This window comes from Streptomyces brevispora, from assembly GCF_007829885.1.
GTDB lineage: Bacteria > Actinomycetota > Actinomycetes > Streptomycetales > Streptomycetaceae > Streptomyces > Streptomyces brevispora.
Map to the genome: position 1 here is coordinate 5,886,482 of NZ_VIWW01000001.1, position 25,218 is coordinate 5,911,699.

Annotated in this window: 23 protein-coding genes, 1 tRNA gene and 2 pseudogenes; 16 read left to right on the forward strand and 10 right to left on the reverse strand. The window is 67.2% G+C overall.

Annotated elements, in window-relative coordinates; genetic code table 11:
* Window positions 1–5: 5 nt before the first annotated feature.
* Window positions 6–1,310 (reverse strand): DUF2254 domain-containing protein, encoded by a 1,305-nt coding sequence (locus FHX80_RS27095; RefSeq protein WP_145766589.1) that lies wholly within the window; start codon window positions 1,308–1,310, stop codon window positions 6–8.
* Between the two features lie 247 nt (window positions 1,311–1,557).
* Between FHX80_RS27095 and FHX80_RS27100 the strand changes: the two genes are divergently transcribed.
* A tRNA-Leu gene (locus FHX80_RS27100) sits at window positions 1,558–1,645 on the forward strand.
* Here the strand turns inward: FHX80_RS27100 and FHX80_RS27105 are convergent.
* On the reverse strand, window positions 1,624–2,907 hold the full coding sequence (locus tag FHX80_RS27105) for a hypothetical protein (RefSeq protein WP_145766590.1): 1,284 nt from the start codon (window positions 2,905–2,907) through the stop codon (window positions 1,624–1,626). The genes FHX80_RS27100 and FHX80_RS27105 overlap by 22 nt on opposite strands.
* A gap of 205 nt (window positions 2,908–3,112) precedes the next feature.
* Here FHX80_RS27105 and FHX80_RS27110 point away from each other — a divergent pair, with 205 nt between their 5' ends.
* On the forward strand, window positions 3,113–3,661 hold the full coding sequence (locus FHX80_RS27110; RefSeq protein ID WP_145766591.1) for a hypothetical protein: 549 nt from the start codon (window positions 3,113–3,115) through the stop codon (window positions 3,659–3,661).
* On the opposite strand, the gene FHX80_RS27115 is transcribed toward FHX80_RS27110, so the two are convergent.
* The 3 genes and pseudogenes from FHX80_RS27115 to FHX80_RS27125 form a co-directional block, all read right to left on the reverse strand.
* On the reverse strand, window positions 3,604–4,503 hold the full coding sequence (locus FHX80_RS27115; RefSeq protein ID WP_145766592.1) for a hypothetical protein: 900 nt from the start codon (window positions 4,501–4,503) through the stop codon (window positions 3,604–3,606). The genes FHX80_RS27110 and FHX80_RS27115 overlap by 58 nt on opposite strands.
* Window positions 4,504–4,647: 144 nt before the next feature.
* Window positions 4,648–4,815 (reverse strand): annotated as a pseudogene (locus FHX80_RS27120) (IS5/IS1182 family transposase); the annotation flags it as partial.
* A gap of 409 nt (window positions 4,816–5,224) precedes the next feature.
* Window positions 5,225–6,523 (reverse strand): UDP-glucose dehydrogenase family protein, encoded by a 1,299-nt coding sequence (locus tag FHX80_RS27125; RefSeq protein WP_244318462.1) that lies wholly within the window; start codon window positions 6,521–6,523, stop codon window positions 5,225–5,227.
* A 902-nt stretch (window positions 6,524–7,425) separates the two neighbouring features.
* Between FHX80_RS27125 and FHX80_RS36850 the strand changes: the two genes are divergently transcribed.
* The gene (locus tag FHX80_RS36850) at window positions 7,426–7,953 is read left to right on the forward strand and encodes a group II intron maturase-specific domain-containing protein (protein ID WP_145766593.1); all 528 of its coding nucleotides are present in this window, start codon (window positions 7,426–7,428) and stop codon (window positions 7,951–7,953) included.
* On the opposite strand, the gene FHX80_RS27135 is transcribed toward FHX80_RS36850, so the two are convergent.
* Window positions 7,947–8,606 carry a sugar transferase gene (locus FHX80_RS27135; RefSeq protein WP_145766594.1) on the reverse strand — a complete coding sequence of 220 codons (660 nt, stop codon included), beginning with the start codon at window positions 8,604–8,606 and terminating at the stop codon, window positions 7,947–7,949. The two genes, FHX80_RS36850 and FHX80_RS27135, sit on opposite strands and share 7 nt — an antisense overlap.
* Before the next feature lie 168 nt (window positions 8,607–8,774).
* On the opposite strand from FHX80_RS27135, the gene FHX80_RS27140 reads away from it, so the two are divergent.
* From FHX80_RS27140 to FHX80_RS27190, 12 genes are all read left to right on the forward strand, one after another.
* Window positions 8,775–9,773, forward strand: coding sequence for a UDP-glucuronic acid decarboxylase family protein (locus FHX80_RS27140; protein WP_208764733.1), 999 nt, complete (start codon window positions 8,775–8,777; stop codon window positions 9,771–9,773).
* 289 nt (window positions 9,774–10,062) lie between these two features.
* Window positions 10,063–11,340 carry a DUF1972 domain-containing protein gene (locus FHX80_RS27145; protein WP_145766595.1) on the forward strand — a complete coding sequence of 426 codons (1,278 nt, stop codon included), beginning with the start codon at window positions 10,063–10,065 and terminating at the stop codon, window positions 11,338–11,340.
* A gap of 65 nt (window positions 11,341–11,405) precedes the next feature.
* Window positions 11,406–12,524 (forward strand): glycosyltransferase family 4 protein, encoded by a 1,119-nt coding sequence (locus FHX80_RS27150; RefSeq protein ID WP_167523651.1) that lies wholly within the window; start codon window positions 11,406–11,408, stop codon window positions 12,522–12,524.
* Between the two features lie 31 nt (window positions 12,525–12,555).
* Entirely contained in the window at window positions 12,556–13,464 is a 909-nt protein-coding gene (locus tag FHX80_RS27155; protein ID WP_145766597.1) for a phosphotransferase, read from the forward strand.
* Between the two features lie 52 nt (window positions 13,465–13,516).
* Complete coding sequence (locus FHX80_RS27160) at window positions 13,517–14,719, forward strand: glycosyltransferase family 4 protein (protein WP_244318641.1); 1,203 nt, start codon at window positions 13,517–13,519, stop codon at window positions 14,717–14,719.
* A 1-nt stretch (window position 14,720) separates the two neighbouring features.
* A complete protein-coding gene (locus tag FHX80_RS34855; protein WP_167523653.1) occupies window positions 14,721–15,329 on the forward strand; it encodes a nucleoside/nucleotide kinase family protein in 609 nt (202 codons plus the stop codon).
* Window positions 15,326–16,573 (forward strand): O-antigen ligase family protein, encoded by a 1,248-nt coding sequence (locus tag FHX80_RS27165; protein WP_167523654.1) that lies wholly within the window; start codon window positions 15,326–15,328, stop codon window positions 16,571–16,573. Before FHX80_RS34855 ends, FHX80_RS27165 begins: the two co-directional genes overlap by 4 nt.
* Before the next feature lie 12 nt (window positions 16,574–16,585).
* Entirely contained in the window at window positions 16,586–17,320 is a 735-nt protein-coding gene (locus tag FHX80_RS36005) for an acyltransferase (RefSeq protein WP_145766600.1), read from the forward strand.
* Complete coding sequence (locus FHX80_RS27175; protein ID WP_145766601.1) at window positions 17,317–18,132, forward strand: hypothetical protein; 816 nt, start codon at window positions 17,317–17,319, stop codon at window positions 18,130–18,132. The genes FHX80_RS36005 and FHX80_RS27175 overlap by 4 nt, the downstream gene beginning before the upstream one ends.
* A gap of 105 nt (window positions 18,133–18,237) precedes the next feature.
* Window positions 18,238–19,167 (forward strand): glycosyltransferase, encoded by a 930-nt coding sequence (locus FHX80_RS27180; protein WP_167523656.1) that lies wholly within the window; start codon window positions 18,238–18,240, stop codon window positions 19,165–19,167.
* 41 nt (window positions 19,168–19,208) lie between these two features.
* Window positions 19,209–20,504, forward strand: coding sequence for an MATE family efflux transporter (locus FHX80_RS27185; RefSeq protein WP_145766603.1), 1,296 nt, complete (start codon window positions 19,209–19,211; stop codon window positions 20,502–20,504).
* 31 nt (window positions 20,505–20,535) lie between these two features.
* Window positions 20,536–21,030, forward strand: a complete 495-nt coding sequence (locus FHX80_RS27190) for an LbetaH domain-containing protein (RefSeq protein ID WP_145766604.1) — start codon at window positions 20,536–20,538, stop codon at window positions 21,028–21,030.
* Between the two features lie 39 nt (window positions 21,031–21,069).
* On the opposite strand, the gene FHX80_RS27195 is transcribed toward FHX80_RS27190, so the two are convergent.
* The 4 genes and pseudogenes from FHX80_RS27195 to FHX80_RS27210 all read right to left on the reverse strand — a co-directional run bounded on the left by FHX80_RS27195 (window position 21,070) and on the right by FHX80_RS27210 (window position 24,165).
* A complete protein-coding gene (locus FHX80_RS27195) occupies window positions 21,070–21,639 on the reverse strand; it encodes a glutaminyl-peptide cyclotransferase (RefSeq protein ID WP_244318464.1) in 570 nt (189 codons plus the stop codon).
* A 64-nt stretch (window positions 21,640–21,703) separates the two neighbouring features.
* Window positions 21,704–22,078, reverse strand: a pseudogene (locus FHX80_RS27200) (IS6 family transposase); the annotation flags it as partial.
* Between the two features lie 15 nt (window positions 22,079–22,093).
* A complete protein-coding gene (locus FHX80_RS36010; RefSeq protein WP_145766605.1) occupies window positions 22,094–22,708 on the reverse strand; it encodes an arsenate reductase/protein-tyrosine-phosphatase family protein in 615 nt (204 codons plus the stop codon).
* Window positions 22,705–24,165, reverse strand: a complete 1,461-nt coding sequence (locus FHX80_RS27210; RefSeq protein WP_167523658.1) for a tyrosine-protein kinase domain-containing protein — start codon at window positions 24,163–24,165, stop codon at window positions 22,705–22,707. Before FHX80_RS27210 ends, FHX80_RS36010 begins: the two co-directional genes overlap by 4 nt.
* Window positions 24,166–24,556: 391 nt before the next feature.
* Between FHX80_RS27210 and FHX80_RS27215 the strand changes: the two genes are divergently transcribed.
* Window positions 24,557–25,162 (forward strand): hypothetical protein, encoded by a 606-nt coding sequence (locus tag FHX80_RS27215; protein ID WP_145766607.1) that lies wholly within the window; start codon window positions 24,557–24,559, stop codon window positions 25,160–25,162.
* Window positions 25,163–25,218 lie beyond the last annotated feature (56 nt).

The window sequence follows — 25,218 nt, forward strand, 5'->3', positions numbered from 1 at the left end:
CGGGTTCACCCGATCCCCTGTCGGTCGGGAAGCAGCGCGAACTCCCGCTCGGCCGCGTCCGGCACCGTGCGCTCGACCGCCTGAACCAGCAGTGCACGGTGCCTGATCAGCGGCTTCTGCCGATCGGGCGCCGCGAGCAGCGCGAGATCGTCGATCCCGGCCAGCAGCCGCCGGGTCACCTGCGGACTGTTCACGGCACACCGCCTGATCTCCTCGAATCCGAGATCCACCAGATCCGCCCATCCCGGCACGTCCTGCACCAGCCGCACGGCTCCCTCGCGGTCCCGGTGGTGGACGGCGCCGAGGGGAAGGTCCACGAGGGCCGTGAGGAACTGCACGATCCGGTCCAGGCACTGCACGGCGGTGGTCGGGTCGTTCACGGCCGGCGAGACGGCCCGCAGCGCGATGTCCGACAGCTGGCGCAGCCCGAACGCCAGATCCTGGTGCAGGGTGCGCTCGACGCCGACGGACACCGTGTACCGCAGCGCGCGCCGGGGCGGCGCGCTCCCGCCGTGGACCGCGAGCACCGGTGTCCCCGGCACGACGAAGTCCCCGATCCGCGGGATCAGTCGCAGAACGACGCCCTGTTGCCGCGCGGCCCGCACCAGCCGCGCCACGTTCACATCCCGCAGCACCCCGGCCCGCCCCTCGTGCACGAACTGCCCGGTCTCGGCCGTGATCGGTCCCTCCTGGGGCAGGCCGCTTGGCATCCGCCCCAGTACCCGGAAGGAATCCCGGGTGATGCGGTCGACGACGGGGCCGACCTGCATGAGACGCAGCGTGGAGCTCACATAGGCGATGAAGAGCAGCAGACTGAGCCCGACGAGCACGGCGGTCAGCACACTCTGCACAAACGGCACGGACGTGACGAGGCGCGGATCCGTCTCGCTCTCGTACGAGCTCAGGACCAGCAGCGAGAACACGAACGTCGCCAGGAACACCGACAGCGTGAGCTTGCTGATCCGGCTCCGTACGAAGATCCGCACCACTCGGGGTGTGAGCTGCCCGCTCGCCATCTGCACGGCCACCAGCGAAATACTGAAGACCACACCGATGAAGGTCATCATCGCCGAGCTGATCGTGACGACGATCGTCTGGGTGTCCTCGGCGATCGAGAGCAGGTCCTTGATCTCGTCGTACGCCTGCTCGTTCTGGAGGTAGACGATGAGCTGCTTGTCGATCTCCGAGGCGACGAACCAGAGCACGATGGCGCAGACCAGCGTCAGAGCCGGAGCGAACCAGAAGGTTTCGCGCAGATGCTCACGCAACGGTGACAGCACGCGGGGTGGCCGATAGCCGCGATCACTCATGCAGGCGAACGTAACCCGCCCCGCACTCACTCCCGTGGACCCCGCCGCCGACCCTCCGGACACACTGTGCGTACGCGATCGGGGACAGAGCGTACGCAAAGGCGGGGGTGCGCCGTCATGAGTGCCTCCCCGATGGGCGCGCACCCCGCCGACCAGCGCACTGACCACCGGAAATGCAGGTGAGAGGGACCCCAAACCCCTGGTATTGTTTTCTTTGTCGCCGCGGGAGACCGCGGATGACCACCCAGTCCGGGTGGCGGAATGGCAGACGCGCTAGCTTGAGGTGCTAGTGCCCTTTATCGGGCGTGGGGGTTCAAGTCCCCCCTCGGACACCAAGGTCAACCGACCAAATCAAGCCGGTCAAAGCGACACTTTGTCGCATTGACCGGCTTTGTTGTTGTGGTGGACGTGATCTGGCCCTCTGCGGGTTCGCAGAGGGCCAGATGTGTTTGTGCTGTTCAGGTGGGGTGTGGGGGGCGGGGTGGGTCAGGTTTCCAAAGGTTTCCGGGGTGGTGTCGGGGAGGTATCCGTTGGGGGTCCAGCGGTGGGGGTTCTTGAGTTTGTGGCGGTTGGAGGGGCGGCGGCGGGCGGGTTGGTTGTTGGTCTGGAGGGTGTCGAGCCAGCTGGCGAGTTTGCGGTGGTTGGCGTGGGCGATCTGGAAGGCGAGGAGGAGGGACTGGGCGGCGATCCCGCAGATGCGGCGAGTGCGGGAGCGTTCGATGGCTTCGTGGTCCTTGGCGTAGCCGTTGAAGTGCTCGACGCGGTTGCGGAGGCGGAAGTAGTGGTGGACCCAGGGAGCGCGGCCGTGGTCGAGTTCCTGCCAGTGGCGGATGCCGATGTCGCGGGTGAAGGTGAGTGACTCGCGGCGGCAGATTTCGGGGTGTCCTGCCGGGGCGGGGACGATGTCGATGAGGGGCAGGCGGGGGTCACGGCCGAGGCTGCGGTATTTGACCGGGCAGGCGACGGTGGGGTGGGTGCCTGCTACGGGGCAGAGCATGCGTCGGGCACCGCGGTGGTCGGGGGCGGCTTTGGGGCGCAGGCGGTAGGAGGCGCGGGCGTCGATGCGGGCGCGCCAGGTGTTCCTGTCGATCTTTTTGTTGAGGAGGTCGGCGGTGGTGGTGGTGAGGGCTTCGGGGAGGTTGGGGCAGTACCAGGTGCCGTCGATGAGGAGGGCGCCGGCGTGGGTGCCCTGGATGCCGAGCTGGTCGATGCGGTATTCCCAGATGGGGCGGTAGCCGAGGTCGCGGACGGGGATGTGGAGATTTTCGGGCAGGGCGGCGTTGTAGGCGCGGTCGGCGGCGAGCCAGCCGGTGGGGTAGTTGCGGCGCCGCATGTCCCGGAGCGCGGTGATGGCGTTGCCGGCGGGGTCGTGTCCGGGTTTGTGGACGGTGAAGGCGAGCACGAGGGCGGGCAGGTGCTGGCTGTGGTCGCGGGCGGCTGCCGAGGGGCTGCCGGGCGGGCCGGCGGATGTGTCGCCGGTGACGACGAGGGTGGCTTCGAAGCCGAAGAGGTAGCGCTTGGCCTTGCGGGTCTTCCCCCCCGCTGCGGGTGTTGCATTCCTGCGGGGCGGTTGCGGGGTCACGGTGGTTGCTCTCACGGACGTACCAGGCGGCGTCGGGGTCGGTGGCGGTGTCCGGGCCGGTGGCGCTGACGCCACGTGAGAAGGTCCGGATCGGAGTGGCGTCAACGGCGGCCGAGCCGTCCCAGAATTCTTCGATGACGGCTCTGGCAGGGGCGAGGGAGGCTTCGACGATGCGGTTGGTGACCTCGACGAGCAGTTGGCGGCGTGCGGCGAGCTGCTCTTGGTCGGCCTGCTGCTCCAGACGCAGGGCATCGGCGCGCGGGAGGCGGCGCTTGGGGAGCGGGGAGGGGTCCATGACCGCCTCGGCGGCGTGGAAGGCGCGCCGCACAGCCAGGTAGGCGGACTCGAAGCCGTCGGCGTTGTCGGGCCATGCGGGCAGGGCGAGTTGGGCGCGTGCGGCAGGGGTGAGCTGATGGGCGAGGATGTCGGCGACCTCGGCCAGGACGACGCGTCCGTGGTTGCGCCAGGAGTCCAGGGTCATGGCGATGAACAGGGCCTTCAGGCTGACGGTGCGGGTGCGTCCGGCGTTGGATTTGCGGGCGCGCTGCTGTGCTTGGTGGAGCAGGGGGATGATGCCGGAGCGTTCGACGAGCTGGCGGGCGCGGGTGAAGTCGGCGGCTTTGACGTTCTGGCGGCGTTCTCGCAGCTGGTACAGCCATGGGGGTGTGCCGGTGTGGTCGTGCGGGAGTGGGCGGGGGTTGTGGGTGGGGGTCACGGCATCTCCCTGAGGATGGTGTGGGCCTGCTCGGCGCCGGTGCCTTGGAGGTAGGGCAGGAGGCGGGAGAGGGCGTGGAGCGAGTCGAGTCCGGCCGCGGCGAGCAGGACGGGCAGTGGGATGGGGATGTTCATGCGCTCGACCAGCCAGGTGGCGCGGCAGCGGCCCAGGACCAGGTGCGGTACGCGCGGGTCGCGGACGGCGCGGTAGATGAGGTCGGTGACGGTGTTGCTGGACCGGGCGAAGCAGGCAGGCCGGAAGAGGTAGCCGGTGCCTGCGTGCCCGGCGGCCTGGGCCAGGGTGCGTTCGTAGGGGCGTGAGCAGATGATCAGGCGGGTGCGGTTTCCGCGGACCGCGAGGACGCAGGAGCCGTCTTCCAGGACGCGTACGTCGGGGCCGCGCAAAGGGATGACTTCGGTGGTGTCCAGGCCGCAGCCCAGGCCGAGTGCCAGCAGCAGCCGCAGTCCGCGCCGGAGTTCGGCGGTGGACTGGCCGCCGGCCCAGGCCCAAAGACCGGGCTTGTCGTTCGGGCTGTAGGGCTGGGAGGCGTCGGACGAGGAGAGCGGGACGGGGCGTCCGCCGGGCAGGTCGGGCCCGAAGACGGCGGTCCTGAGGGCGGTGAGGCAGGCGCGGTAGTTCGCGCGGGTGGCCTGGGTGACCTCCGGGCAGCCTGCCGCTGCGAACTGCTCGACCATCGCGGGGGCCAGCCACAGGCGGGCGTCGGCCCGGTGGCCCTGCTGGTCGGCGAAGACGGCGATCCGCGTCAGGGCGGTGAGGAGGTCCCGGGCGCGATGGGTGGTTGTGGGGGTGGCGCGGGCGACGGTGGTGCGGACCTCGTCGGCAACGCGTTCCCAGGCAGGTGGTCTGTAGACAGCTACATCTGTCGCGGTCTGCACTACGACTCGTCCAGCGGCATCAGCCTCCGCTTCGGCTGGAACGGCCTGGAAAATGGTGACGCCTACCCCGAAGAGGGCGAGTCCCACCCAGCATGAACTCCACCCACGCATCACACTTCGAGGTCTCGTGGATTAGGCGCGAGGTCATGGTCGACGGCTCGGGCGTTCCTCCCAGCGGTGAGTCGTCCATGCCCGTCGGACCAGACTGCGCACGGTGGTGATCGTGTCGGCGAGGTCGAAGAAGACGTCGACGACGGTGGCACGTCGTTCGTAGCAGCGGGCGAGACGTTGGAAGGCGTTCTGCCAGGCGTGGAGTGCCTGCTGTCGGCATCCTGAGTCAGAGGAACGCATGAGCGGTTCCTGGTGGGGTTCTGCCGTGGGGCAGCGCCAGCACGGTGACTTCCATGGCAGCCGGTGGAGGGAGCGGCGTTTGCGGGTGACGCTGGTGGCGGTGCTGGATGCATTGTTTACCCAGTCGACGGTTGGCCTGGCCCTGCTGGACAGCGAACTGCAGGTCAACACCGCCACGCCCGCCATGCAGGGGATGCGGGAAGAAGTAGTCGTGGGCGCAGGTTCCCCGGCTCGCATTATGTGGTCGAGGCCGAGGCGCTGGTACGCGAGGTGCTGGAGAGCGGTGTTCCGCTGCGGGAGCGGCTGTTGCGGGCGCGCCCCAACACGCCAGCTTCACCCCAGGTTCTCCCCCTGGGGCCCGCCGTCTCGCTCAGATCACCGCCGTCCCGCGCCCTACGCTCAAGTACGTGAAGCCGAGCTTGCTCATTGCCTGCGGGTCGAGCAGGTTCCGGCCGTCGAACAGGACCGGACGGGCCATGCCTGCAAGGGCCTCGCCCCACGGAACCTCGCGCAACTCGGGCCACTCAGTGACGATCATCGCGGCGTCCGCTCCGGCCATCGCCTCGACCGGCGTCGCGCGGCGCTCTGTCGACGACCATGGCTCCTCGTCGCGCGGCTGCGCCAGCGGATCCCAGCAGCGCACCTGAGCGCCCTCGGCGAGCAGCCGCGACGCGACGGTAGTGCTCGGCGCCTCGCGCATGTCGTCCGTACCCGCCTTGAAAGTCATGCCGAGCAGCGCGATCCGCTTTCCCCGAAGACCTTCCAGTCTGGTCTTAAGGCGCTGGATTGCTCGTCGTGGCTGGAGTTCGTTGACATCGATCACTGCGGTGATGAGCTGGAAGGGGTAACCAGCGTTGCCGGCCATGGCCCGCAGCGCGCGGCTGTCCTTCGGGAAGCACGAGCCGCCGTAGCCAAGTCCGGCGTTCATGAAGTGCGGGCCGAGGCGGTGGTCCATCCCGATCGCCTTGGTCACCTGGGTGATGTCGGCGCCGGTGGCCTCACACATGGTCGCGATCTCGTTCGTGAAGCTGATCTTCGTCGCGAGGAGCGCGTTCGCCGCCATCTTCACCATCTCGGCCGAGGCGACATCCATCACCTCTACCGGGCCGTCCACACCCGCGTGCAGCTCCGTGAGCAGGGCGGCAGTGGCGTCGTCCGCTGTGCCGACGACCACACGGTCGGGGCGCATGAAGTCCTGCACCGCCTTGCCCTCGGCGGTGAACTCGGGGTTCGAGGCGTAGCCGACGTGCTCCAGGCCGGCCGCGTCCAGGGCCGCGCGGATCCGTGTGCCAGTGCCGACCGGCACGGTGCTCTTGACGACGACTGCGGACAGGCGGGCGGACTCCTTCAACGCGTTTACGACGGCCCACACGCGGGATAAGTCAGCGTCGCCCGACGCCATCGGCGGGGTGTTCACGCACACGTACACCACCTCGGCGTCGCGCACCGCCTCGCCCGCGTCGAGGGTGAACGAGAGCCGCTCCTTGTTGCGACTGATCATGTCGCCGAGGCCGGGCTCAAAGATAGGGATGTCGCCCGCACACAGGATCCGGATGCGCTCCGGCTGGATGTCGCGCACCGTCACCGTGTGCCCCAGCTCAGCAAGGCAGGCGCTCGTCACCAGGCCGATGTAGCCGGCGCCGAAGACTGCGACATTGCGTTTCGGCATGTGAACCATCATGTTCCTGCTCTCGAAAGAGGACCTGCTCGCGGCGCTCAAGCGCGCCGAAGCGAACCGTGGAGCTCCGGCATCGATGGGATGACCACGGAGGAACCGTGGATTTCCCGGAAACTGGCCCGAGGTGTGGACTGAACTCGACGCGGGAACGTACAAGCCCGCTCCTGCCCGTTAGGGTAACCATCCCTAAGCCCTAATGGGGTGAGCAAGTGTCGGCGTTCCGGGTGTTTTGGATCGTCTGATCCAGCAAGCTATCGCGCAGGTATTTGTGCCCGTATTCCCCATTTCTCAGATTGTCGCTCGGATTCCGCCCAGGACGTTCGGCGCACCAGGCCGTAAGAGCTGGTCGCCGAGCAATCCAGGATGGTAACCGCTGGGCCGTGGACCTGGATCTGGGTCTGGATAAGTTCCTCGACAGGGTAAGCCGCGACGCCCTCATAGCACGAGTGCCCGCCGAGTGAAGGACAAGAAGGTCCTGAAGCTGATTCGCCGATAAGTTGAGGCCGGAATTATGCCGAACGGGTGGTCTTGCATCGGAGTAAGGGACGCCACGACTCCCCCTTTCCCCTCTGCTCCAATATCATGCTGGACGGCCTAGACCGCGAACTCTTTAAGTGCGGACACCGGTTCGTGAGGTATGCCGACGACGCCATGATCTTCGTCGGCTCCAAGCGGGCGGTGGAACGAACCCTCGCCTCGGTTACGGGCTTCATGGAGAAGAGCCTGAAGCTGAGGTCAACAAGGAGAAGTCCAAGGCGTGCCCCATCTGGTGGATGTCCCTCCTGGGGGGGGGGGGGGGGGGGGAGGTGAAGATCCAGGTTGACCAGAAGGCGATCAAACGCACGAAGGCCAAGGACCGGCAGTTCACCTCCTGAAAAACGTGGGGTGTCTCCATGGAGCACAGGCTGGACAAGATCAACCGGTTCATTACCGAATGGGCGGCCTACTTCAGCCTCGCGGACTCCCCCAGGGCGTTCGAGGGGATTGACCATTGGACCCAACCCGTCGCAGGCTCCGTCAGGCGCAGATGGTGTAGTGGAAGACTTGCGAACGTAAGCGCTGCTGGCGTCAATCGGGACTCCGCGCCCGTCCATCGCCATCGACAACGCCTACTGGGCGAGCAAGGGATACCGGCCCTTCAAGGAATTGTGGACCCGCTCGCGCTCTCGCACTACCTGAGATCAGCTACGCGAACCGCCGGATGCGGGCCCGCATGTCCGGTGGTGGGGGGGAGGGGCCGGGACAACCGGCCCTTCTACCCGATAACTGGCCCCGCTCAACGCTGTGCGGTGGCAGTGGCATACGCGGCGCACCGCCACAAGTGTCGGGAATACCGTGCCATCTCCCTGGTTGTTCCACCAATCGTCCAGGCTCGGGCACTCTGGGTGCCGCCCGTTCCGTCGGAGCCTGCGCCTCAGTAGGCACCGTCGCCGCGCAGCACGGCAGGCAGGGTCCGGAAGAGAATCGCCAGGTCGAGCCTGAGCGACCAGGTGTCGACATAGTGCAGGTCCAGGCGCAGGGCGTCCTCCCAGGCTAGGTCGGATCGGCCACTGATCTGCCAGAGGCCGGTGAGTCCCGGCCGCATCCGCAGGCGATGGCGTGCCTTCCCGGCGAACGCCGAGTCTTCGACTGGCAGCGGTCGAGGACCGACCAGGGACATCTGCCCCTTCAGTACGTTGACCAACTGCGGCAGCTCATCCAGGGAGTAGCGGCGCAACCAGCGTCCCGCCGCGGTCACACGCGGGTCGTCACGGATCTTGAACAGGTGTCCGTCCGACTCGTTGCGAGCCGCCATGGCCTCCTTCAACGTCTCGGACCCGACTCGCATGGTGCGCAGCTTGAGGACCTGGAACTCCGCGCCCCGCCAGCCCGTTCGCCGTTGACGGAAGATCAGGGGGCCTGCGGTGTCGACCCGCACGGCAACAGCGGCCGCCAGGAGGACCGGCGCCAACAGCAGGAGCAGGGCGGCGGCCCCCACCAGATCGATGGCACGTTTGGCCGCTCGGCCTGTCCAGCGCGCGTGCCCGAACGGGGCCGCATGATGGCGAGCCGCCTCTTCAATGAATACCGACATATCATACCCCTTTTCGTGACATTGAACAGAACAGGTGAAATACCTCTATCCGATGGCATGTCAACCAACGCGATGTCTCAATTGACCCATAACTGAGTACTGATCTCCGGCAATGACACTGCAACTTGCTCCCGCCATGCCTGGCGCGGGGCGACCGAGAGGACCTGCATGCGTGCAGTAGTGACGGGTGGGGCCGGCTTCATCGGGTCCCACCTGTGTGAGCGGCTGATCCATGAGAGCCACGACGTGGTCTGTGTGGACAACTTCGTGACCTCCGAGCCTGGCAACGTGGAACACCTCACGGACGACCCCCACTTCCAGTTGGTGCGCCGGGACATCACCCAGGGTCTGGACGTGCCCGGCGACGTGGACGCCGTGTTCCACCTGGCCTCTCCCGCCTCGCCCGCCGACTATCTGAGACTGCCCCTGGAGACGCTTCGTGTGGGGTCGGCCGGCACCTGGCGCGCCCTGGACCTGGCCGCCGCGAAGGGCGCACGCTTTCTGCTGGCCTCCACTTCGGAGTCGTACGGCGACCCGCTGGTTCACCCCCAGCCGGAGAGCTACTGGGGGCATGTCAACCCCGTCGGTCCCCGCTCGGTGTATGACGAGGCAAAACGCTTCGGTGAGGCACTGACCATGGCCTACCGCAGGCACTACGGTGTGGATGCCAAGATCGTGCGCATCTTCAACACCTTCGGCCCGCGGATGCGCGCAGACGACGGGCGCGCCATTCCCACCTTCATCGACCAGGCACTGCGCGGAGAGCCGATCACGGTGACCGGTGACGGCAGCCAGACCAGGTCGCTTTGTTATGTGGACGACTTGGTCGACGGGTTGCTGCGCATGCTGGCGAGCGACCACGGCGGTCCCGTCAATCTGGGCAACCCCCATGAGGTCACCATGCTCGAGCTGGCGCAGTGGATCAACAAGCTGACCAGGGCTACCTCTGAGATCACGCTGATCCCGCGTCCCCAGGACGACCCGGAACGTCGCCGCCCGGACATCACCATGGCCCGCGAGGTACTGGGCTGGGAGCCCGTGACTCCGGTGGAACACGGCCTGTGCGACACCATCACCGATTTCCGACGCCGCCTGACCTCCGTGAACTTCACCGAACGCAGGATTGTGGCCGTACCGTCGCCGCTGACCGCCTCGGCTTGCTCATGACCGCCCGGACGAGCACCCAGTCAGCAAGGAAGGCTCAGACCGCTTCTGCGGTCGAGTATCCGGGGGTGCCCGTCACGGCTCACGCACGCGAGTGCGCGACTCACCATGTCCTGCGGCTCACCCCACGGGAACCGCATAGCGCGCCAGGTTCCGGCCGACGTTCCGGATGCCCTCTCCAACCCTTTGCGGCAGAGGCGTTGGCGGACCCGAAGGGTCCCGCGCCCCGCTTCCCCCACGGCACTGACCATCGCATGTTGAGAGAATTCGGCCAGCCTGTTCAAGGAGCATCATGCACGGCCCAGCGCATCACATCACTGCCGCGACGGCGCCGGACACCGGGAACGGACTTTATGAGATGCGCAATGTCCAGGTCCCTGAACACCTCGATCTGGGCGTGTTCGGAGCGAGGGGAATCCCGTCGACCTACAGCGGCTACGAGACGTTTCTGACGGTGCTCCTGCCCGAACTGGCAGCGCGCGGACATCAGGTCACGATGTATTGCCGCTCGGGCGAAGTCGAGGAGACTCCTTCGTACCAGGGCGTGAAGAAGGTGTTTCTGCCCGCCATCGCCTCGAAGCAGCTCAGCACGCTTTCCCATGGTGCGCTTGCCGCTCTTGCCACACGTCGTGCCCAGCACGACGTCGTCCTGGTGGTGAACGTGGCCAATGCCGCCTTCTGCCTTCTCACCCGGCTTGCCGGGCAGCGCATCGCCCTCAACACGGACGGCCAGGAGTGGCTTCGTGGCAAATGGGGCCGCGCGGCTCGTGCCTACTTCCGAGGATCAGCGCATATCGCCCGCTGGAGCGCCTCGGCTCTCATCGCTGATGGGATCGGCATGCGTGACGTCTACAAGCAGCAGTTCAAGGCTGAGTCGACCGTGATCCCATACTGTTGGACGCAGATCGACCACGACGAGCGTCTGGAAGCGCTCGACTCACTTGGTGTGTCTCCCTACGGCTACTTCCTCATCGCGGGCCGGCTGATCCCCGAGAACAACATTCACCGCGTTGCCTGCAGCTACCTCGCCAGCGGTGCGCGCACGCCGTTGGTCGTTCTTGGTGCCGCGAACTACGACTCGCCCGTCACCCGGGAACTCCGTGAGCTTGCCGAGAAGGATTCACGCCTGATTCTCGGTGGTCACATCACCGACCGAGCCGCCTACGCCACGACGGTCCGACTGGCCCGCGCCTACTTCCACACCCACTCGGTCGGTGGGATCAACCCCTCCCTCCTTGAAGCCATGGGGTGTGGTGCACGCATCATTGCCCTGGATACTGTGTTCAACCGGGAGGCTCTCGGGGAGGCTGGCGAGTACTTCTGCGACTTCGACCACACGCTACCTGCCTTGATGCGCCGCCTTGATAGTACGAGCGGCGTCGATGACGAGCTTCGGGCCCTCGCCGTCAAGCGAGCCAACGGCCGATTCAGCCTCGAGCAGGTCGCGGATTCCTACGAACGACTGCTCATGACGGTGGCTCGCAGCCCTCGTTGGCGACGGACCGCGCTTGAGACGCAGTGGGCGGAGAAGGAAGCCGGCCGCGAGACGATCCTGGAACCGGGTCGGTGACCGGGGTGAGTGGCCGACGAGTCCTGGCGGTCAACCCGTCGGCGGACCTGTACGGATCCGACCGGGTGTTCCTCGACGCGATCCGATCGCTGCGTGGGGCCGGTGCCTCGGTGGAGGTGATCCTCCCTCGGCACGGAAGGCTGGCAGAGCGCCTGGAGAGCGACTTCGTTCCGGTCCACACCGCGGACTTCCCTATCCTGCGCCGCTCACTGCTCTCTGTCCGGCCGCTGGGCGCGCTTGCCGCCCAGGCCTGGCCGACGGTGCGTGGGCTGGCCGCGTCCATCCGCTCCCTGGCTCCGGACGTCGTCTACGTCAACACCATCACGCTGCCGCACTGGATGGCCGCCGGTCGGAAGGCCGGGGTGGGAGTGATCTGCCATGTCCACGAACTCGACCAGCTTCCCGGCCCGCTGGCGTCCGTCCTCCTCAGCCCGCTTTTGCTGGCCGACCGCCTGGTCGTCAACTCGCAGGCGACGCAACGCTACGTTCGGAGCCGGCTGCCGCGCGTTGGACCCCGAGTGTCGCTTGTCTACAACGGATTCGACATGCCCGCGGCGCTGCCGTCGCCTCCGGCTTTCGGTCGCACACGCCGTCTGCTGCTCGTGGGGCGCCTCAGCCCCCGCAAGGGTCAGGATCTGGCCATCGAGGCGCTGTCGCTGCTCGTTCAGTGGGGTCATGATGTCGTACTGGAACTCGTCGGGGACACGTTCGATGGTTACGAGTGGTACGAGGAGGCCCTGAGAAGGCAGGCCGCCTCGCTCGGATTGACCGATCGCGTTGAGTTCGGCGGCTACCAGATCGACACCTCGTCCGCCTACGCCAGGTCCGATGTGGTCCTCGTCCCCTCCACCCTCGAGTCGTTCGGCAACGTGGCGGTTGAGGGTCTGGCTGCCGGGAGACCGGTCCTGGCCACCGCTGTCGGCGGCCTTCCCGAGATCGTGGAGAACGGTGTCAACGGCTTCCTCTTCCCACCCGGCGATGCGGCCACGTTGGCGGCCGGGGCCGCCCGCCTTCTCTCGAACCCGGCGAAGGCGACGGACATGGGCGCCCAAGGTGCCCGGGCGGTGCGCGCTCGTTTCGGGAAGGACCGATTCGCCCAGGGAGTGTTTGGAGCGGTCGCCTCGGTGAGCCGCCTGACAGTCCCGGAAGTTGCTCCTCAAGTGCTGTCGCCGACGCGCCGATAAGTCCGGGACAACTGATTTGAGGCTTCCAGGCATGAAGCAGTTCTCCTTGCGTTCTCGCGTCGTGGGACATCCTTCCTCCAAGGCAGTGGCGCGTCAGATGGTCGCGATGTGCCCGGCCAACGGGCGTCGAGGTCTGGCCCTCCAGCGGATGGCCTACCGCATCGTCCGGGCCGTTCCGTCGCTTGGACTCCGGTCTGCCGGGTCGTGGCCGCTGCCGATTTCCCCCGAGAGCTGGGCGGCGATCGAGGCCCGCATCCGTGACGTTCGCGGGCCGGCCGCCGGTGCGGTGCTCTGGCACCTCCCGCCGGCCGACCAACCCCAAGTGAAGTTCGGCGCCTTGTTTCTCGACTCTGCCGACCTTCCTCTGGCTTTCGCCCGAGTGCTCCTGACCCGGGACGTCCCGCGGTTGGCTCCCCGAGTGGCCGAAGGAGGCCGAACGGGCATCCGTTGGCCGATGCGACTCGAGGAGTTCTGCCATGACGGTCTCTCGGTGGAGCTGTCCACCGCCACGCCAGCCGGTCTTCACGTTCCGGTCCACTTGGGCCTCCGCGCCGTGACGGATCTCTGCGCCGACATCGACGACGCGTTCGGGGTTCTGGAACGTCACGCCTATGTGCCGGACAATTGGACCCCCATGCACGGTGACCTTGCCCATTGGAACCTCCGGCGCTATCGCACGGGGGACATCCACCTGCTGGACTGGGAAGGCAGCGACTGGGCTCCCCCCCACGCCGATCTCGCCCGCTTCATCATGACGGCACCGAACGGCCGGCAGTTGGCTGCTGGCCTTCCCAAGGCGTTGGGTCCCGAGCTCGAAGAGGCGGCGCTCTTCTGGTTGGACCGTGGTGCAAAGGCGGCTGAGGGAGAAGTCCCGGCGTGGGTGGAACGCAAACACGCCGACCAAGCCGCCGTCCTCTCCGACTTGCTGGCCGCGACGTGAGCGTGCTCTCCGCAGCTCCAGGAAATCGGAACGATCGAGGGGATCCTTCGTGATGAAGATTGTGATGTCAGCTTATGCCTGCGACCCGGACGAGTCGTCCGAGCGCGGCATCGGGTGGTGGTGGGCTTCCGCCGCCGCCGAGCGGCACGAGGTTTGGCTCCTCACGCGCCACCGCAGCCGACCGGCCATCGAGCGCGCCCTCAAGACAGATCCGCGGCCCAACCTGCATCCCGTCTATGTCGATGCCCCTCGTTGGGTCCGTTCGCTGAAGCGAGGAGCCTGGACGCTGTACCCGTACTATGCGATCTGGCAGGCGGTGGCCCGCGCCGAGGCCCGTCGTCTCCACCGAGACGTTCGATTCGACGTCGCCCATCACATGACGTTCTCGATCGACTGGCTGCCATCGGGCATGGCGTTCATCCGCGGGCTCCCCTCAGTGTGGGGGCCGGTCGGGCCCGGCGTCACTTCATTCCCGTTCCGGATGTGGAAGACGTACGGGCCTCGGTGGGCATCCTCCGAGTTGCTCCGGTCCATCGTCACGACAGTGGGCTCGCGCACGTTCGGCTCGTGGACGGCTAAGCACGCCACTGTGATCATCGCTCAGAACAACGACGTGGCCAAGCGGTTCAAGGGCCACCCCAACCTCGTCGTCGAGCAGAATTCCGTGGTCGATCTGCCGCCGGATCTCGTCGGGCCCTCGGCGTCGTTCGGTGACAAGACCCGGCGAGCCATCTTCATCGGCCGTCTGATCCCGTCGAAGGGCCTTCGGGCCGCGGTTGGCGCCCTGGCACAGCCGGCCGCCTCCGACTGGACCCTCGACGTGTACGGCCGAGGTCCCGAGCGCGAGCCCAGCCTGGCTCTCGCTCGCAAGCTCGGCGTCGACGACCGCATCACGCTCCACGGTGCCGCGGACCGGTCCGAGGTCTTCAAGGCGCTCCACCAGGCCGACGCGCTGCTGTTTCCCAGCAGTCGGGAATCGGCCCCGGGGGCGGTTGCCGAAGCCGTCACCTCCGGTTGTCCCGTGATTTGCCTCGACACCAGCGGCCCCGGAACGGTGGTGCAGCCGGGACAGGGAATCAAGCTCGCGCCGTCGGCCGATGTCTGCCGGTCGCTCGCCCAGGCGCTGAACCAGGTCGGTCCCCGGCACGCTGGTGATGACCGCTGGACCGCCCGACGGATCCCCTATCTGCTTGACCGGTGGTACGCCATGGCTGTCGGTGCCTCCTCCTCGGTTCTCGCCGGAAGGGCGGTCTGAGGTGTTCGTCGCTCTCGTCGGCCCCGACGGGGTCGGAAAGACGACCGTGGCTGGCGCCCTCGAGCGGGCGGCGCGGGCCCGCGGGCGCCGCTTCGCCTATGTCCACTGGATCCCGACGACGGTCGCACCACCCGTGTCCATGCCATGCACCACCGTCCCCCCGCCACCGAAGCGGACCGGGCTGGCTCCAGCCGGCCTCTCGCACCGCGTGCTGTCCGTGGGCCGGCTGTGCAGAAACCTCGTCCGGTTCTGGGCCGGCTACGTCATGGGCATGCGCCGTCATGTGGCCGGTCTACGGGGGCCCGATGTCCTCGTGGTCGCCGACCGTTGGATGTACAACTACATCGCCCAGCCGGTCAGCGTGGCTTACCACGGTCCCCCGACACTTGCTCGTCTGGCGGTCTGGCTGGCACCCCGCCCGGACCTGACCATCGTGCTCGACGCCCCCGCCGATGTGATCGTGGCCCGGAAGCAGGAACTCACGCTCGACGAAGCGGAATCCGAGCTGGGCCGGTGGCGTCAGCTCTCCCCTCCGAACGCCGTGGCTCACCTCGACGCAACCCTCTCGCCGGACGTTCTGGCCAAACAGATTCTGGACGTGATTGCGTGAGCACTGGTCTCGCTGTGGCGGGCATGCGGCGGGCGCACTGCGCGGATGCCGCCGTAGAAGGCCAGGCGTCGACGAAATGCCTGACCCTGGCATGGGTGATCGCCATCGCCACCAGCATGCCGTGGTCCGGGCCTGCCGCCGCCGAAGGCGGTGCGGCAGCCTTGTTGAAGTTTTCGTTGCTGGCGCTCGCGGCCCTGCTCGCTTATGCAGGACGCAAGCGGACGGCCTGGCCGAGATCCGTGAAGGCGCTGCTGGTTTACTGCGCCATCGCCGCGGCCGGTGGTCTCCTCGGCCCGGACTTCGATGTCTCGTTCGTCCGCTCGGCTCGGTTCTCGGGGCTCCTAGTCGTGAGCGCCTGGGTCATCGCCGGGATGGACTCCCGGCGCCTCCTCGTGATCTACGCACGGGTTGGGACCGTGTTCGTCGGCGTTTCCCTGCTGGCGATGCTGTTGGGCTTCAACCCTCTGAGATCGGGCCGGTTGTACGGGTTTCTACCGCCGACCCATCCGAACAACGTCGGCGCGATCGCCGGCCTGGCGCTGATCACGCTGTTCGTTCCATGGGCAAGAGGCGACAAGCTCGCGCGGTGGCAGGGCGTCAGCCTCCTGCTGCTCACGGCCGGTGTGATCGTGAGCGGATCCCGCACGAGCATCCTGGCCACCGCATTCGGTTTGTGCGTGGCGCTGGTCCAAAGGAGCACTCGGGGCAGGGGAGTGCCGGTCCTTTACTGCTGTGTGCTCCTCATCACGCTCAACTCCCTTCTCGGGAACCCTCTGCACTCGCTCTACATCCGGGAGAGTGCCCGCGGTACTGAGTTTGTCGACATCACGTTCACCGGGCGTTCCGAACGCTGGGAGACTGCTATCGAAGTGGAACGAACAGTCCCGCAGACCCTGTTCGGAAAGGGGATGGCGGTCAAGAGCGTGCCGAGCCCGCATGCCTTCACCGCCGCAGAGCCGCTGGACGGCTCGTGGGTCTCGGCCTTCGTGCAGGCCGGTCTGCTGGGGTTCGCTGCTCTTCTGGTCGGGTTCGTACTGTTTCTCACCGCCGGCCGGGGCAAACTTCGACGGCTCCGTGACCCGGTGCTGCTCGGAGTCGTTGGCTTTGTCGTCCCACACTCGATCTTCGAGAGCAGCCTGAACGACGTCTCGGTGGTGCTTCCTGCTCTGGTCGCCCTTGGCGCAACCCGGCCGAGCACCCGGGCGGATGACGCGCTCGCCCCAAGCGTTCCCAGGCTGGCTTAGGAGAGTTCTGACATGAGCGGTCTTGACGCTGGGATCCGCAAGGCGGCTGAGTACGCCGCCAGCCGGATCAAAAGGACCGAGTACCGGCTCGATCCCGACCTGCCGGTGGCTTCGGTCGTCGGAATCAGCGGCCGCCGCTCCTTGGGCATCCTGCGCGGCCTCGTTCGGGGCGTCGGCCTGCGCAAGTCGCTCTGGAGCGCGCTGTGCGTCGGCCGAGGTGTCAGCTTCCGCAACCGCCGCCTGATCAAGGTCGGGAAGGGAGTGACCGCCGGGCGCGGAGCCGTGCTCGACGGTCTGTCGCGCCGGGGGCTGGTGCTCGGGGACAACGTCACCATCGGGCCGTACTCGATCATCGAGACGAGCGGAATCATCACCAACCTCGGGGAGGGCTGTGTGATGGGCGCCAGGTCGGCCATCGGCTCCCACTCGTTCATCGGTGCCGCCGGCGGCGTGTGGATCGGGGAAGACGTGATCATGGGGAACCGGGTCAGCTTCCATTCGGAGAACCATGTCTTCAAGGACACCAGTCGGCCGATCCGTGACCAGGGTCTGACCCGTGAGGGGATCACGATCGATGACGACTGCTGGGTCGGCGCCAACGTCACCTTCCTCGACGGGGCGCGAGTGGGGCGAGGCTGTGTCATCGCCGCCGGAAGCGTTGTCCGTGGTGAGATCCCGCCGATGAGCGTCATTGCCGGAGTCCCCGCGAAGGTCATGAAAATGCGAGAAAAGGGCGGAACCCTATGAATCTCCAACCCGAGGCGCTGCCGTGGGAGTCGTTGCTGGCGGAGTTGACGGACAGTGTTCCGAACTGGACGGTCTTCAAGCACCTGGACCGCGCCCTGAGCGGACGGGGTGATCTCGACGCCGCGGCCCCCCGCCACTCCTGGCCCGGCGTCACCGATACGGTTGCCGACTGGTTTCTCGGGTCACGGCCGGACGCGGTGGTCGTTCCTTGCGACCACGTGTCCGACGTCCGCGTCCTCCTGCTAGTCGATCCGGACCGCCTGCCGGTCGTGGACGAGGTCGACCTCCTGTCAGTCAGCAGCCTCAGGGGCGCACCGTGGGCAAGAGCGGAGGACCTGGCGGCGCTGAGCTCGGTGGGCCCTTACGGCCGGACCCTTCGGCCAGGAGCGCAGACGGTGGTCCTGGCTCTGATGTACGGTCTTGACTACAAGGGCAATGTGCGCATTCCCGACCGGGAGCTGGCCGCCGTCCGTCGTGGGGCATATGAGGATCCGGAAGGCGTGGATCTCGCCGTTCGGGTACTCCTTCCCAAGATCGCCGGTCGGTGGGCCGGTCGGGTGGCCGCGGACGTCCGCTCGGAGGCATGCGAAGTGCGCCGGTCCAGAGCCCTTGTCGCGGCGCTCCTGGCCTCCGCCCTGATGCACCCCGTCCACTTGGTCTCGCGTCTCGAGTTCAGGTCGCGCCGCCCGTGTCCCGTGGCCGAGCTCGCTCTCCACCGAGGCCGTCGCCTCCCGCCGGACGATCTCGATCGGTTCCTGACGGACGTCTCGGCGGCGCATCGAGTGATCAGGACGGTGTCGGTGCCTCGCTGATCTCCCCTGCCCCCGTGGCCTTCCCCGGAGCTCAAGAGAACGGCCGAATCGGCCGACATTGTGGGCACCTGTGCTGATCTTAGAGAGGCGACCATGCTTGTATCAGTGATCATCCCTCTGTACAACACAGAGAAATACATCGGAGCCTGTCTCGCGTCCGTCCTCGGCCAGACGCATCAGGAGTTCGAAGTCATCGTGGTGGACGACGGGTCCACCGACGGCGGTGCGGTGATCGCCGAGAACATCGGTGACGAGCGTATTCGTGTCGACCGAGGCGCGAACCGGGGAGTGGCAGCCGCCCGCAATCGCGGTCTCGCCCTCGCCAGGGGCGAGATGGTGGCTTTCCTCGACGCTGATGACCTCTGGTATCCGGCGAAGCTGTCCGAGCAGATCAGCCTCCTGCAGAATGACCGCGGTCTCGTCGCGGTGGGCGCGGTCTTCCAGTATCTGTCCGGGAACGGCCGCGTACTTGGCCGGATGGGTCAGGAAGTTCGGGATGCCGACTCTCGAGAGCGTCTGCAGCGGGGTCGGTTGATGCCGTTCCCGATCTCTTCCCTGATCGCTCGGACCGACATCGTGCGGGCCGCGGGAGGGTTCGACGAGTCACTTCCGCCCGTCGAGGATCTCGACCTCATGACGCGACTGGCGTTGGCGGGATCGGTTGCCACGGTCATGCGGCCGCTCGGCGCCTATCGCGTTCACAGCAACTCCGCATCAGCACGCCAGCACGTCAAGATGAAGATGCTCACGCGCTTCGTCGAGAAGCGGGCTGAGGCCCGGCTCGAAGGCCGGCCCGCCCCAACCCTGGAATCGTTCGTGTCCTCGTATCGCCTCACGAGGGCGCAGCGGCGGCGGGATGGTGCGGCGCGACGATTTCGTGACGCCGGCCTGCTGGTGATGGAAGGACGGTACGTCAGGGCGAGCGCGCTGTGCGCTGCCGCCCTGGTAGCCCGGCCCTCGTATACGCTCCGCCGGATCGCGATGCGCCTTCCGGTTCGTCGTACGCCGAGTGCCGTTGCCCACGCCGGAAACTGAGTCCCCAAGGCCGCTTTCACCACCCGGCGAAGGAAACCCCTATGAAGAAAGCCGCCTCGGCTCGTGCAGCTTGGGGACTCATTGACCAAGTGCTCTCCAGCGCGAGCAATTTCTTTGTCAGCGGCTTGGCCGCTCACTCGTTGGCGCCAGGAGAGTTCGGCGCTTTCGCACTGGCCTTCGCGGTATATCTGCTCCTGCTCGGCGTGTCTCGATCTCTCTGCACGGAACCGCTCGCCATCCGATATACGGCCCAGGAGCAGGCCGTGTTCGACGCCGGAGCACGACGGGCTGTGGGGTCCGTCACCGTGCTGAGCTTGTTGCTCGGTGGTGTCTGTCTCGCGGCTGGCTTGCTCATCGGCGGCTCTGTCGGCGGGGCTCTGGTGGCGCTGGGCGTCGTGACTCCCGCACTTCTCGTGCAAGATGCCTGGCGATACGTCTTCTTCGCTTCAGGGCGAGTGCGATCAGCGGTTCTGAACGACTTCGTATGGGTTCTCGCTCAGGTCGGACTGTTCGGGCTGATGGCGGGGGGCGCGTTGCCCAGGTCGGGTCCGATCATGATTGTCGTCTGGGGGGTCGGTGCGGGACTGGGCGCCGTCCTCGGTCTCCGCCAGTCCCGACTCGTTCCGGCCTGGTCCGGTCTTCCTGGTTGGCTACGCGAGCACTCCGACCTCGGCGGGCGCTTCGCTGGCGAGTTCATTGCCGCCGCCGGTGCCGTGCATCTTGTCAGCTTCGGCATCGGGGCCACGGCAGGTCTGGCGGCGGCTGGCAGCATTCGGGGCGCACTCCTGGTGTTCGGGCCGCTCAGCGTGATCCTCATGGCCGCTGGTGTCGTTCTGCTTCCCGAGTTCGTTCGAAACACCCGCCTCTCGGTGGACGCCCTGGCGAGAAACGCGCGCGCGGCAAGTTGGGTCCTTCTCGCGTTGAGCGTCGTCTGGGGATTGGTTTGTCTGGCGACGCCGGCTTCCATCGGCCAGCGCCTTCTCGGTCAGAACTGGCCTGGCGTACGGTCGGTCCTGCCGCAGATCGCCCTGATGATGTGCGGGACCGGCGTGTCCGTAGGAGCGACACTCGGCCTCCGAGCGTTGGGCGCGGCCCGTCGCAGTCTTCGGGCTCGGCTCAGCATCATCCCGGTCACGATCGTCGGCGGCGTCCTGGGCGCGGCTCTGTGGGATGCGGCCGGAGCGGCCACGGGCTTCGCTGTCGCGAGCATCGCCGGCGGATTCATCTGGTGGCGGCACTTTCGCGCCGCTGTCGCGGAGTGGCACCTGACCGCCGAAATTCAGTCGATGAACCCGGCTGATATTGACACGCCACAGGTCGAGTCGCCGACGCCGTAATCCTTTTTCAGGATCTGAAGGAGTTCGTCCCATGGCATGGATCAAACTTATTTTCTTTCTGCGGCGGCTCCGCTTTGTGCCCAAGCGATTCGTCTATGAAATGCTCTTCTGGTATGGCGCCGACATCCCGTGGACGGTGAAGTTCGGCGACAACGTGAAGATTCATCATCGTGGGATCGGAGTCGTCATCCATCCTCGGACGACCATCGGAAATCGGGTCCAGATCTGGCATGGAGTCACGCTCGGCCGGGCCGACGTCTTCCGTTCTCCGCATGATTCGGACTTTGGGGGTTTCGTGGTCGAGGACGACGCCTTGCTCTGCGCAGGCGCCAAGGTTCTCGGAGGCAGTGGAACGACGAGGGTTGGTCGAGGGACGATCATCGCCGCCAACGCGGTGCTGCTGGAATCGACCGGTGATTGGGAAGTCTGGGCCGGGATCCCGGCTCGTAAGGTCGCCGACCGAAAGGACGTCACGAGGCCGGGACGAACACCACGCGGAACGTTCGGGGCCAGAACTTCCCTGTGACCAGGAACTGGTCCGTTCCGGGGATGGCTGCGATCCCGTTCAACGTCGCCCCCGGGACGACTTCGTCGGCGGCCAGCAGGCCCAGGCATCGATGGTCGCAGTGATCGCGCTGGTGGCGGGATCAATACGCACGATCCGGTCGGTGGGGAGCACGTTGGCGTATACGGTGGGGCCGACGCACTCCAGTTCGTTCAGTCCCTTCACCGGCCGGCCCCCCTCGGTAACGGTGACCTCACCCGTCTTCGCGAGTGTTGCGGGGGCACGGAACGTCAGCCGTGCCGAGCCGTCGCTGGTCACGAGCCGCTGCGCCGACTGCTGGAAGCACATGCCCCAACCGTCGTCCGGGTACGGCACGCGGCGCAGTTCCGCGAGCGTCGTCGCGTCGCGCTCGATGGCGATTCGGTTCCGCCAGGTGAGTTGCCACAGGGTCCGGCCGATCACAGTGACCCCTTCACCGAACAAGGGCGCGGGCAGCGCCACGCGGGTCTTCGGCGGTTTGCCCGTCGGCCCGGCCCGTACCGAGGAGGCTCCGGACAGGCCGGTGCTTTCGTAGAGCACGTTGCCGGCCATCTCCAGGCCCTCGGTGAGCGCCTGCGAGGGCGCTGTCACGTTGTTGAGTGTGTGAGTGCCTGATGGTGTGTCGGTGCGGTGGGACCGGGTTCCGACTCCGTGTTCAGGCCGTGGCAGGTAGGCCGACGACGCCGGTGACCTGGTCCCAGACCGCGAAGCGGGTGGTCATCTCGGCGCGGTATTCGGTGGCGGTCATCAGGTGGCGGCGGGGCCGGAAGTGGGGTGAGATGCCGCTGAACGCGGCCAGGTACCGCTGGGCTCCGCCGACGGAGCGGAAGCCTTTCATGGCGCGTTCGCGTTGCCGGGTGGGCTGATGACTGTTCTCCGCCCGATTGTTCAGGCCCTTGTGCGAGCGGTGCTCGACCGAGGGCATGACCTCGCGGTGGGCCGCGCCGTAGGAGCGCAGCGTGTCGGTGACGATCACCCGTGGCACCGTGCGGGTCTTCTTCAGCAGTCTGCGGAAGAAGCGCTGGGCTGCGGCCTTGACCTCGATTCAGACGCTTGCCCGGCCGCCCAGCAGCAGGGCAAGCGTGCTCACCGCCCCATCGATCTCGCAGGCGCACCCGTACAACACAGAGTCGGGCTTGCCCCACGGGTCTGCGACGTCGTCCTCAGCCGGCGGAAGCGGGGGAGCGACGCCCCGACGAGTGGCTGCGGCCGCGACTACGACGTCCAAACCGGCCACGACCCGCGGGCGTTCCTTGTCCGGTACGCCGTCATGCGCGGTCGCCGTACCTTCCCCGCCCTGTGCTTCGTTGACTCCCCCCATAGCTAGACGCACGAACTCCTTCAGGGTGAAGCAGCGTCGCATCGCCGACGGCGCGAGCCGCACGGCCGCTTCCCGGTGCTCGATGGCGAGCCCGAGGACCAGCGCCGCTCCCTCGACGAGCTGCGCGGTGAGCGGGCGGGCCGCGAAACCGGAGCCGTCACCGCCCAGCTTCTCCAGCACCGCTCTGGTGGAGCTCTCCATGCCTGGCCGGCGCCACGCCTCCGTGCCGGCGCTCTCCGGCCGCACGGCCGAGCCGGACGGAAGCCTCGCGGCCAGCAGCCGCTCGGCGAGCACCGAGCGGTGCACGTTGCCCGTGCAGACGAACAGGACTCTGGTCATTTCACGCCCGCGCGGCGCGTCCCCGCGGGTGTGACGGCTTCCTTCTGCAAAGAAGCCGACGCACGGGGAGCGGGCAGCTCGCCGTACTGTCCGTAGGTGCCGTAGCGGCCGCCCTTGGGGGCCGGGGCCATGCTGAAGACGGTGCCGAGGACGCGGACGCCCACGCAGTCCAGCGATTCCGCGGCGGCACGGACCTGGTCCCGGCTGGTCTTCGAGGCGCGGACGACGAGCAGCGCTCCCTGGGCCAGAGAGGCGAGTCCGACCGTGTCAGCGACCGGCAATAGCGGTGCGGTGTCGAGGATTACGACCTCGTAGGTGTCCGCCAGCTCGCGCAGAACCTCTTCCATGCGTGCAGAGGCGAGCAGTTCGGTGGGATTGGGCGGTACGGCGCCGCTGGCGAGGACCGAGAGCTGGCCGCCGACCTTCTGCATCACGTCCTTGATGCTGGCCTGTCCGATGAGTACCGTGGTCAGACCGGCGTCCTGGACGAGGCCGAAGGCCGGGGCCACGCACGGACGGCGCAGGTCGCCGTCGACCAGACAGGTGGAGACGCCTGCTTCAGCGAGCGACAGGGCGAGGTTCACCGCCGTGTCGGTCTTACCCTCCCCGGGCACGGAACTCGTCACCACGATAATCCGGGGCCGGTCATCGACTTGTGAGAACTGCAGGTTGGTGCGCAGCTTGCGGAAGGCCTCGGCGCGCTTGGAGTGTCCCTCGGCGCTGACGAGCGGCTGCCGGGGGGCGTTCTTGTCGAACGGGATGGTGCCGAGACCCGGCAGCGCGGTGAACTCGCCCAGAGCCTCGCTTGTCTTGAGCGTGGTGTCGAGGGTCTCGCGCAGGGCGACGATTCCGGCACCGAGCAGCAGGCCGCTGAGTGCTCCTGCGGCCAGGTTCAGCAGCGGGCGGGGCGAGACCGGACCGGCGGGGGCTACGGCCTCCTGGGTGACGCCCAGGGAGACGGGCGAGACACCGTCGTCTGTGTGGCGGCTTCGGGACCGTTCCGAACCGGACGCGTGGCTGGGCGACTCCAGTCGCTCGACGGCTGCGCTGAACTGCTCGGCCACGGCGTTGGCAATGCGTGCCGCACGCGCGGGCTTGGCGTCCCGGACGGTGATGTCAATGAGCACGGTGTTGAGCGGGGCAACGGCGGTGATCCGGGACGCCAGTTCCTCCGGGGTGGTGCGCAGTCGCAGCTCTTTCACCACGGGCTGGGTCACCTGGCGGGTGGTCACGATCGCGGCGTAGGACTGCACACGCGCCTGCGAGAAGCTTTGCCCCTGGTTCAGCTGGGTGGTGTCTTCACCGGTTCGGGTGGCGACGAAAAGCTGGGTCCTCGCCTCGTAGACGGGTGTGCTCAAGCTTGTCACGGCGAGCGCCGCGCCGACCGCGAGAACCAGACAGACCACGACGGTCGGCCAGCGTCTGGCAAGAGCCTTCAGAAATCCGTGGAGATCCAAGCTGCACCCCTCATGAGACCAAGGGAACCACCACCCGAAAAGGGATGTTCTGTTCCCTGTGTACGCAGCCGACGATAGGGACTTGCGCGCCCTGACTGGGGGAGCCACCCCTGTGTCGGCCCGCCGAACGACCCGGGCGACGCACACCGCCCCGCCGGGGTGACGGCGTGGGCCATCAGGAAGCAAGCGCTACACCATCGGGTGACTCCTGGGCGGCGCCACGCCAATCGGTGCCATATGTCTCATTTATTCGATGTATCCAGATGTTGGTAACCAGATCTTGCTTACGGCCGACGTTGCGGCGTGGCCCGGACTGAAGTCGAGGAGAGTGAAGAAGATGATGACATCGCCCAGGTGGCGGGTTGCTCTGGCATCGGCAGCATCAGCTGCCGTGCTCGTCGCCGCACCGCTGGTGGGGGCACATACCGCCCACGCACAGCCGCCTTCCCCATCGTGCTTCGCCTACCCGCCGGTGCCCCCGCAGCTCACCCTCAGCAGAACCGTGGTGCCCGCCGGGGGCACGCTGACGTTCAGCGGCAATTGCTTCGCCCCCTTCGAACTGGTGGTGGCGGAACTGCACTCGCATGAGGTCGTCCTGGGTAAGTTCAGGGCGAACGCAAAGGGCGTTGTCACGGGCAGGGTGACCATCCCGCGGAAGACCAAGCCAGGGTTCCACACCTTTGAGCTGGAGGGCCGCAAGACCGGTCGGGAGCTCACCGCGCGTATCAAGGTGCTGCACGCGAAGCACGAGCACGAGCACGGTCACAGCGGGCCCGAGCAATCAAACTGGTCCGGCGGATCGAACGGATCCGACCATTTTGACGGGCAGGGTGGCCCCGGTCCGCACGACTCCGACAGACAGGGGAGCTTCGATCACGGCACGGCCCTGGTTGCCACCGGCAGCGAGCACACCCTGGCAGTGAGCGGCATCGCGGCCGGGCTGGTTACGGCGGGCGGGGGCACAATGCTGGCCGTGCGCCGTCGCCGCAGTTCATGACGGAGCAAGACCTCGACTCAACGGAACCACGGCGCCCCGGCCCCGGCCGAGACGCC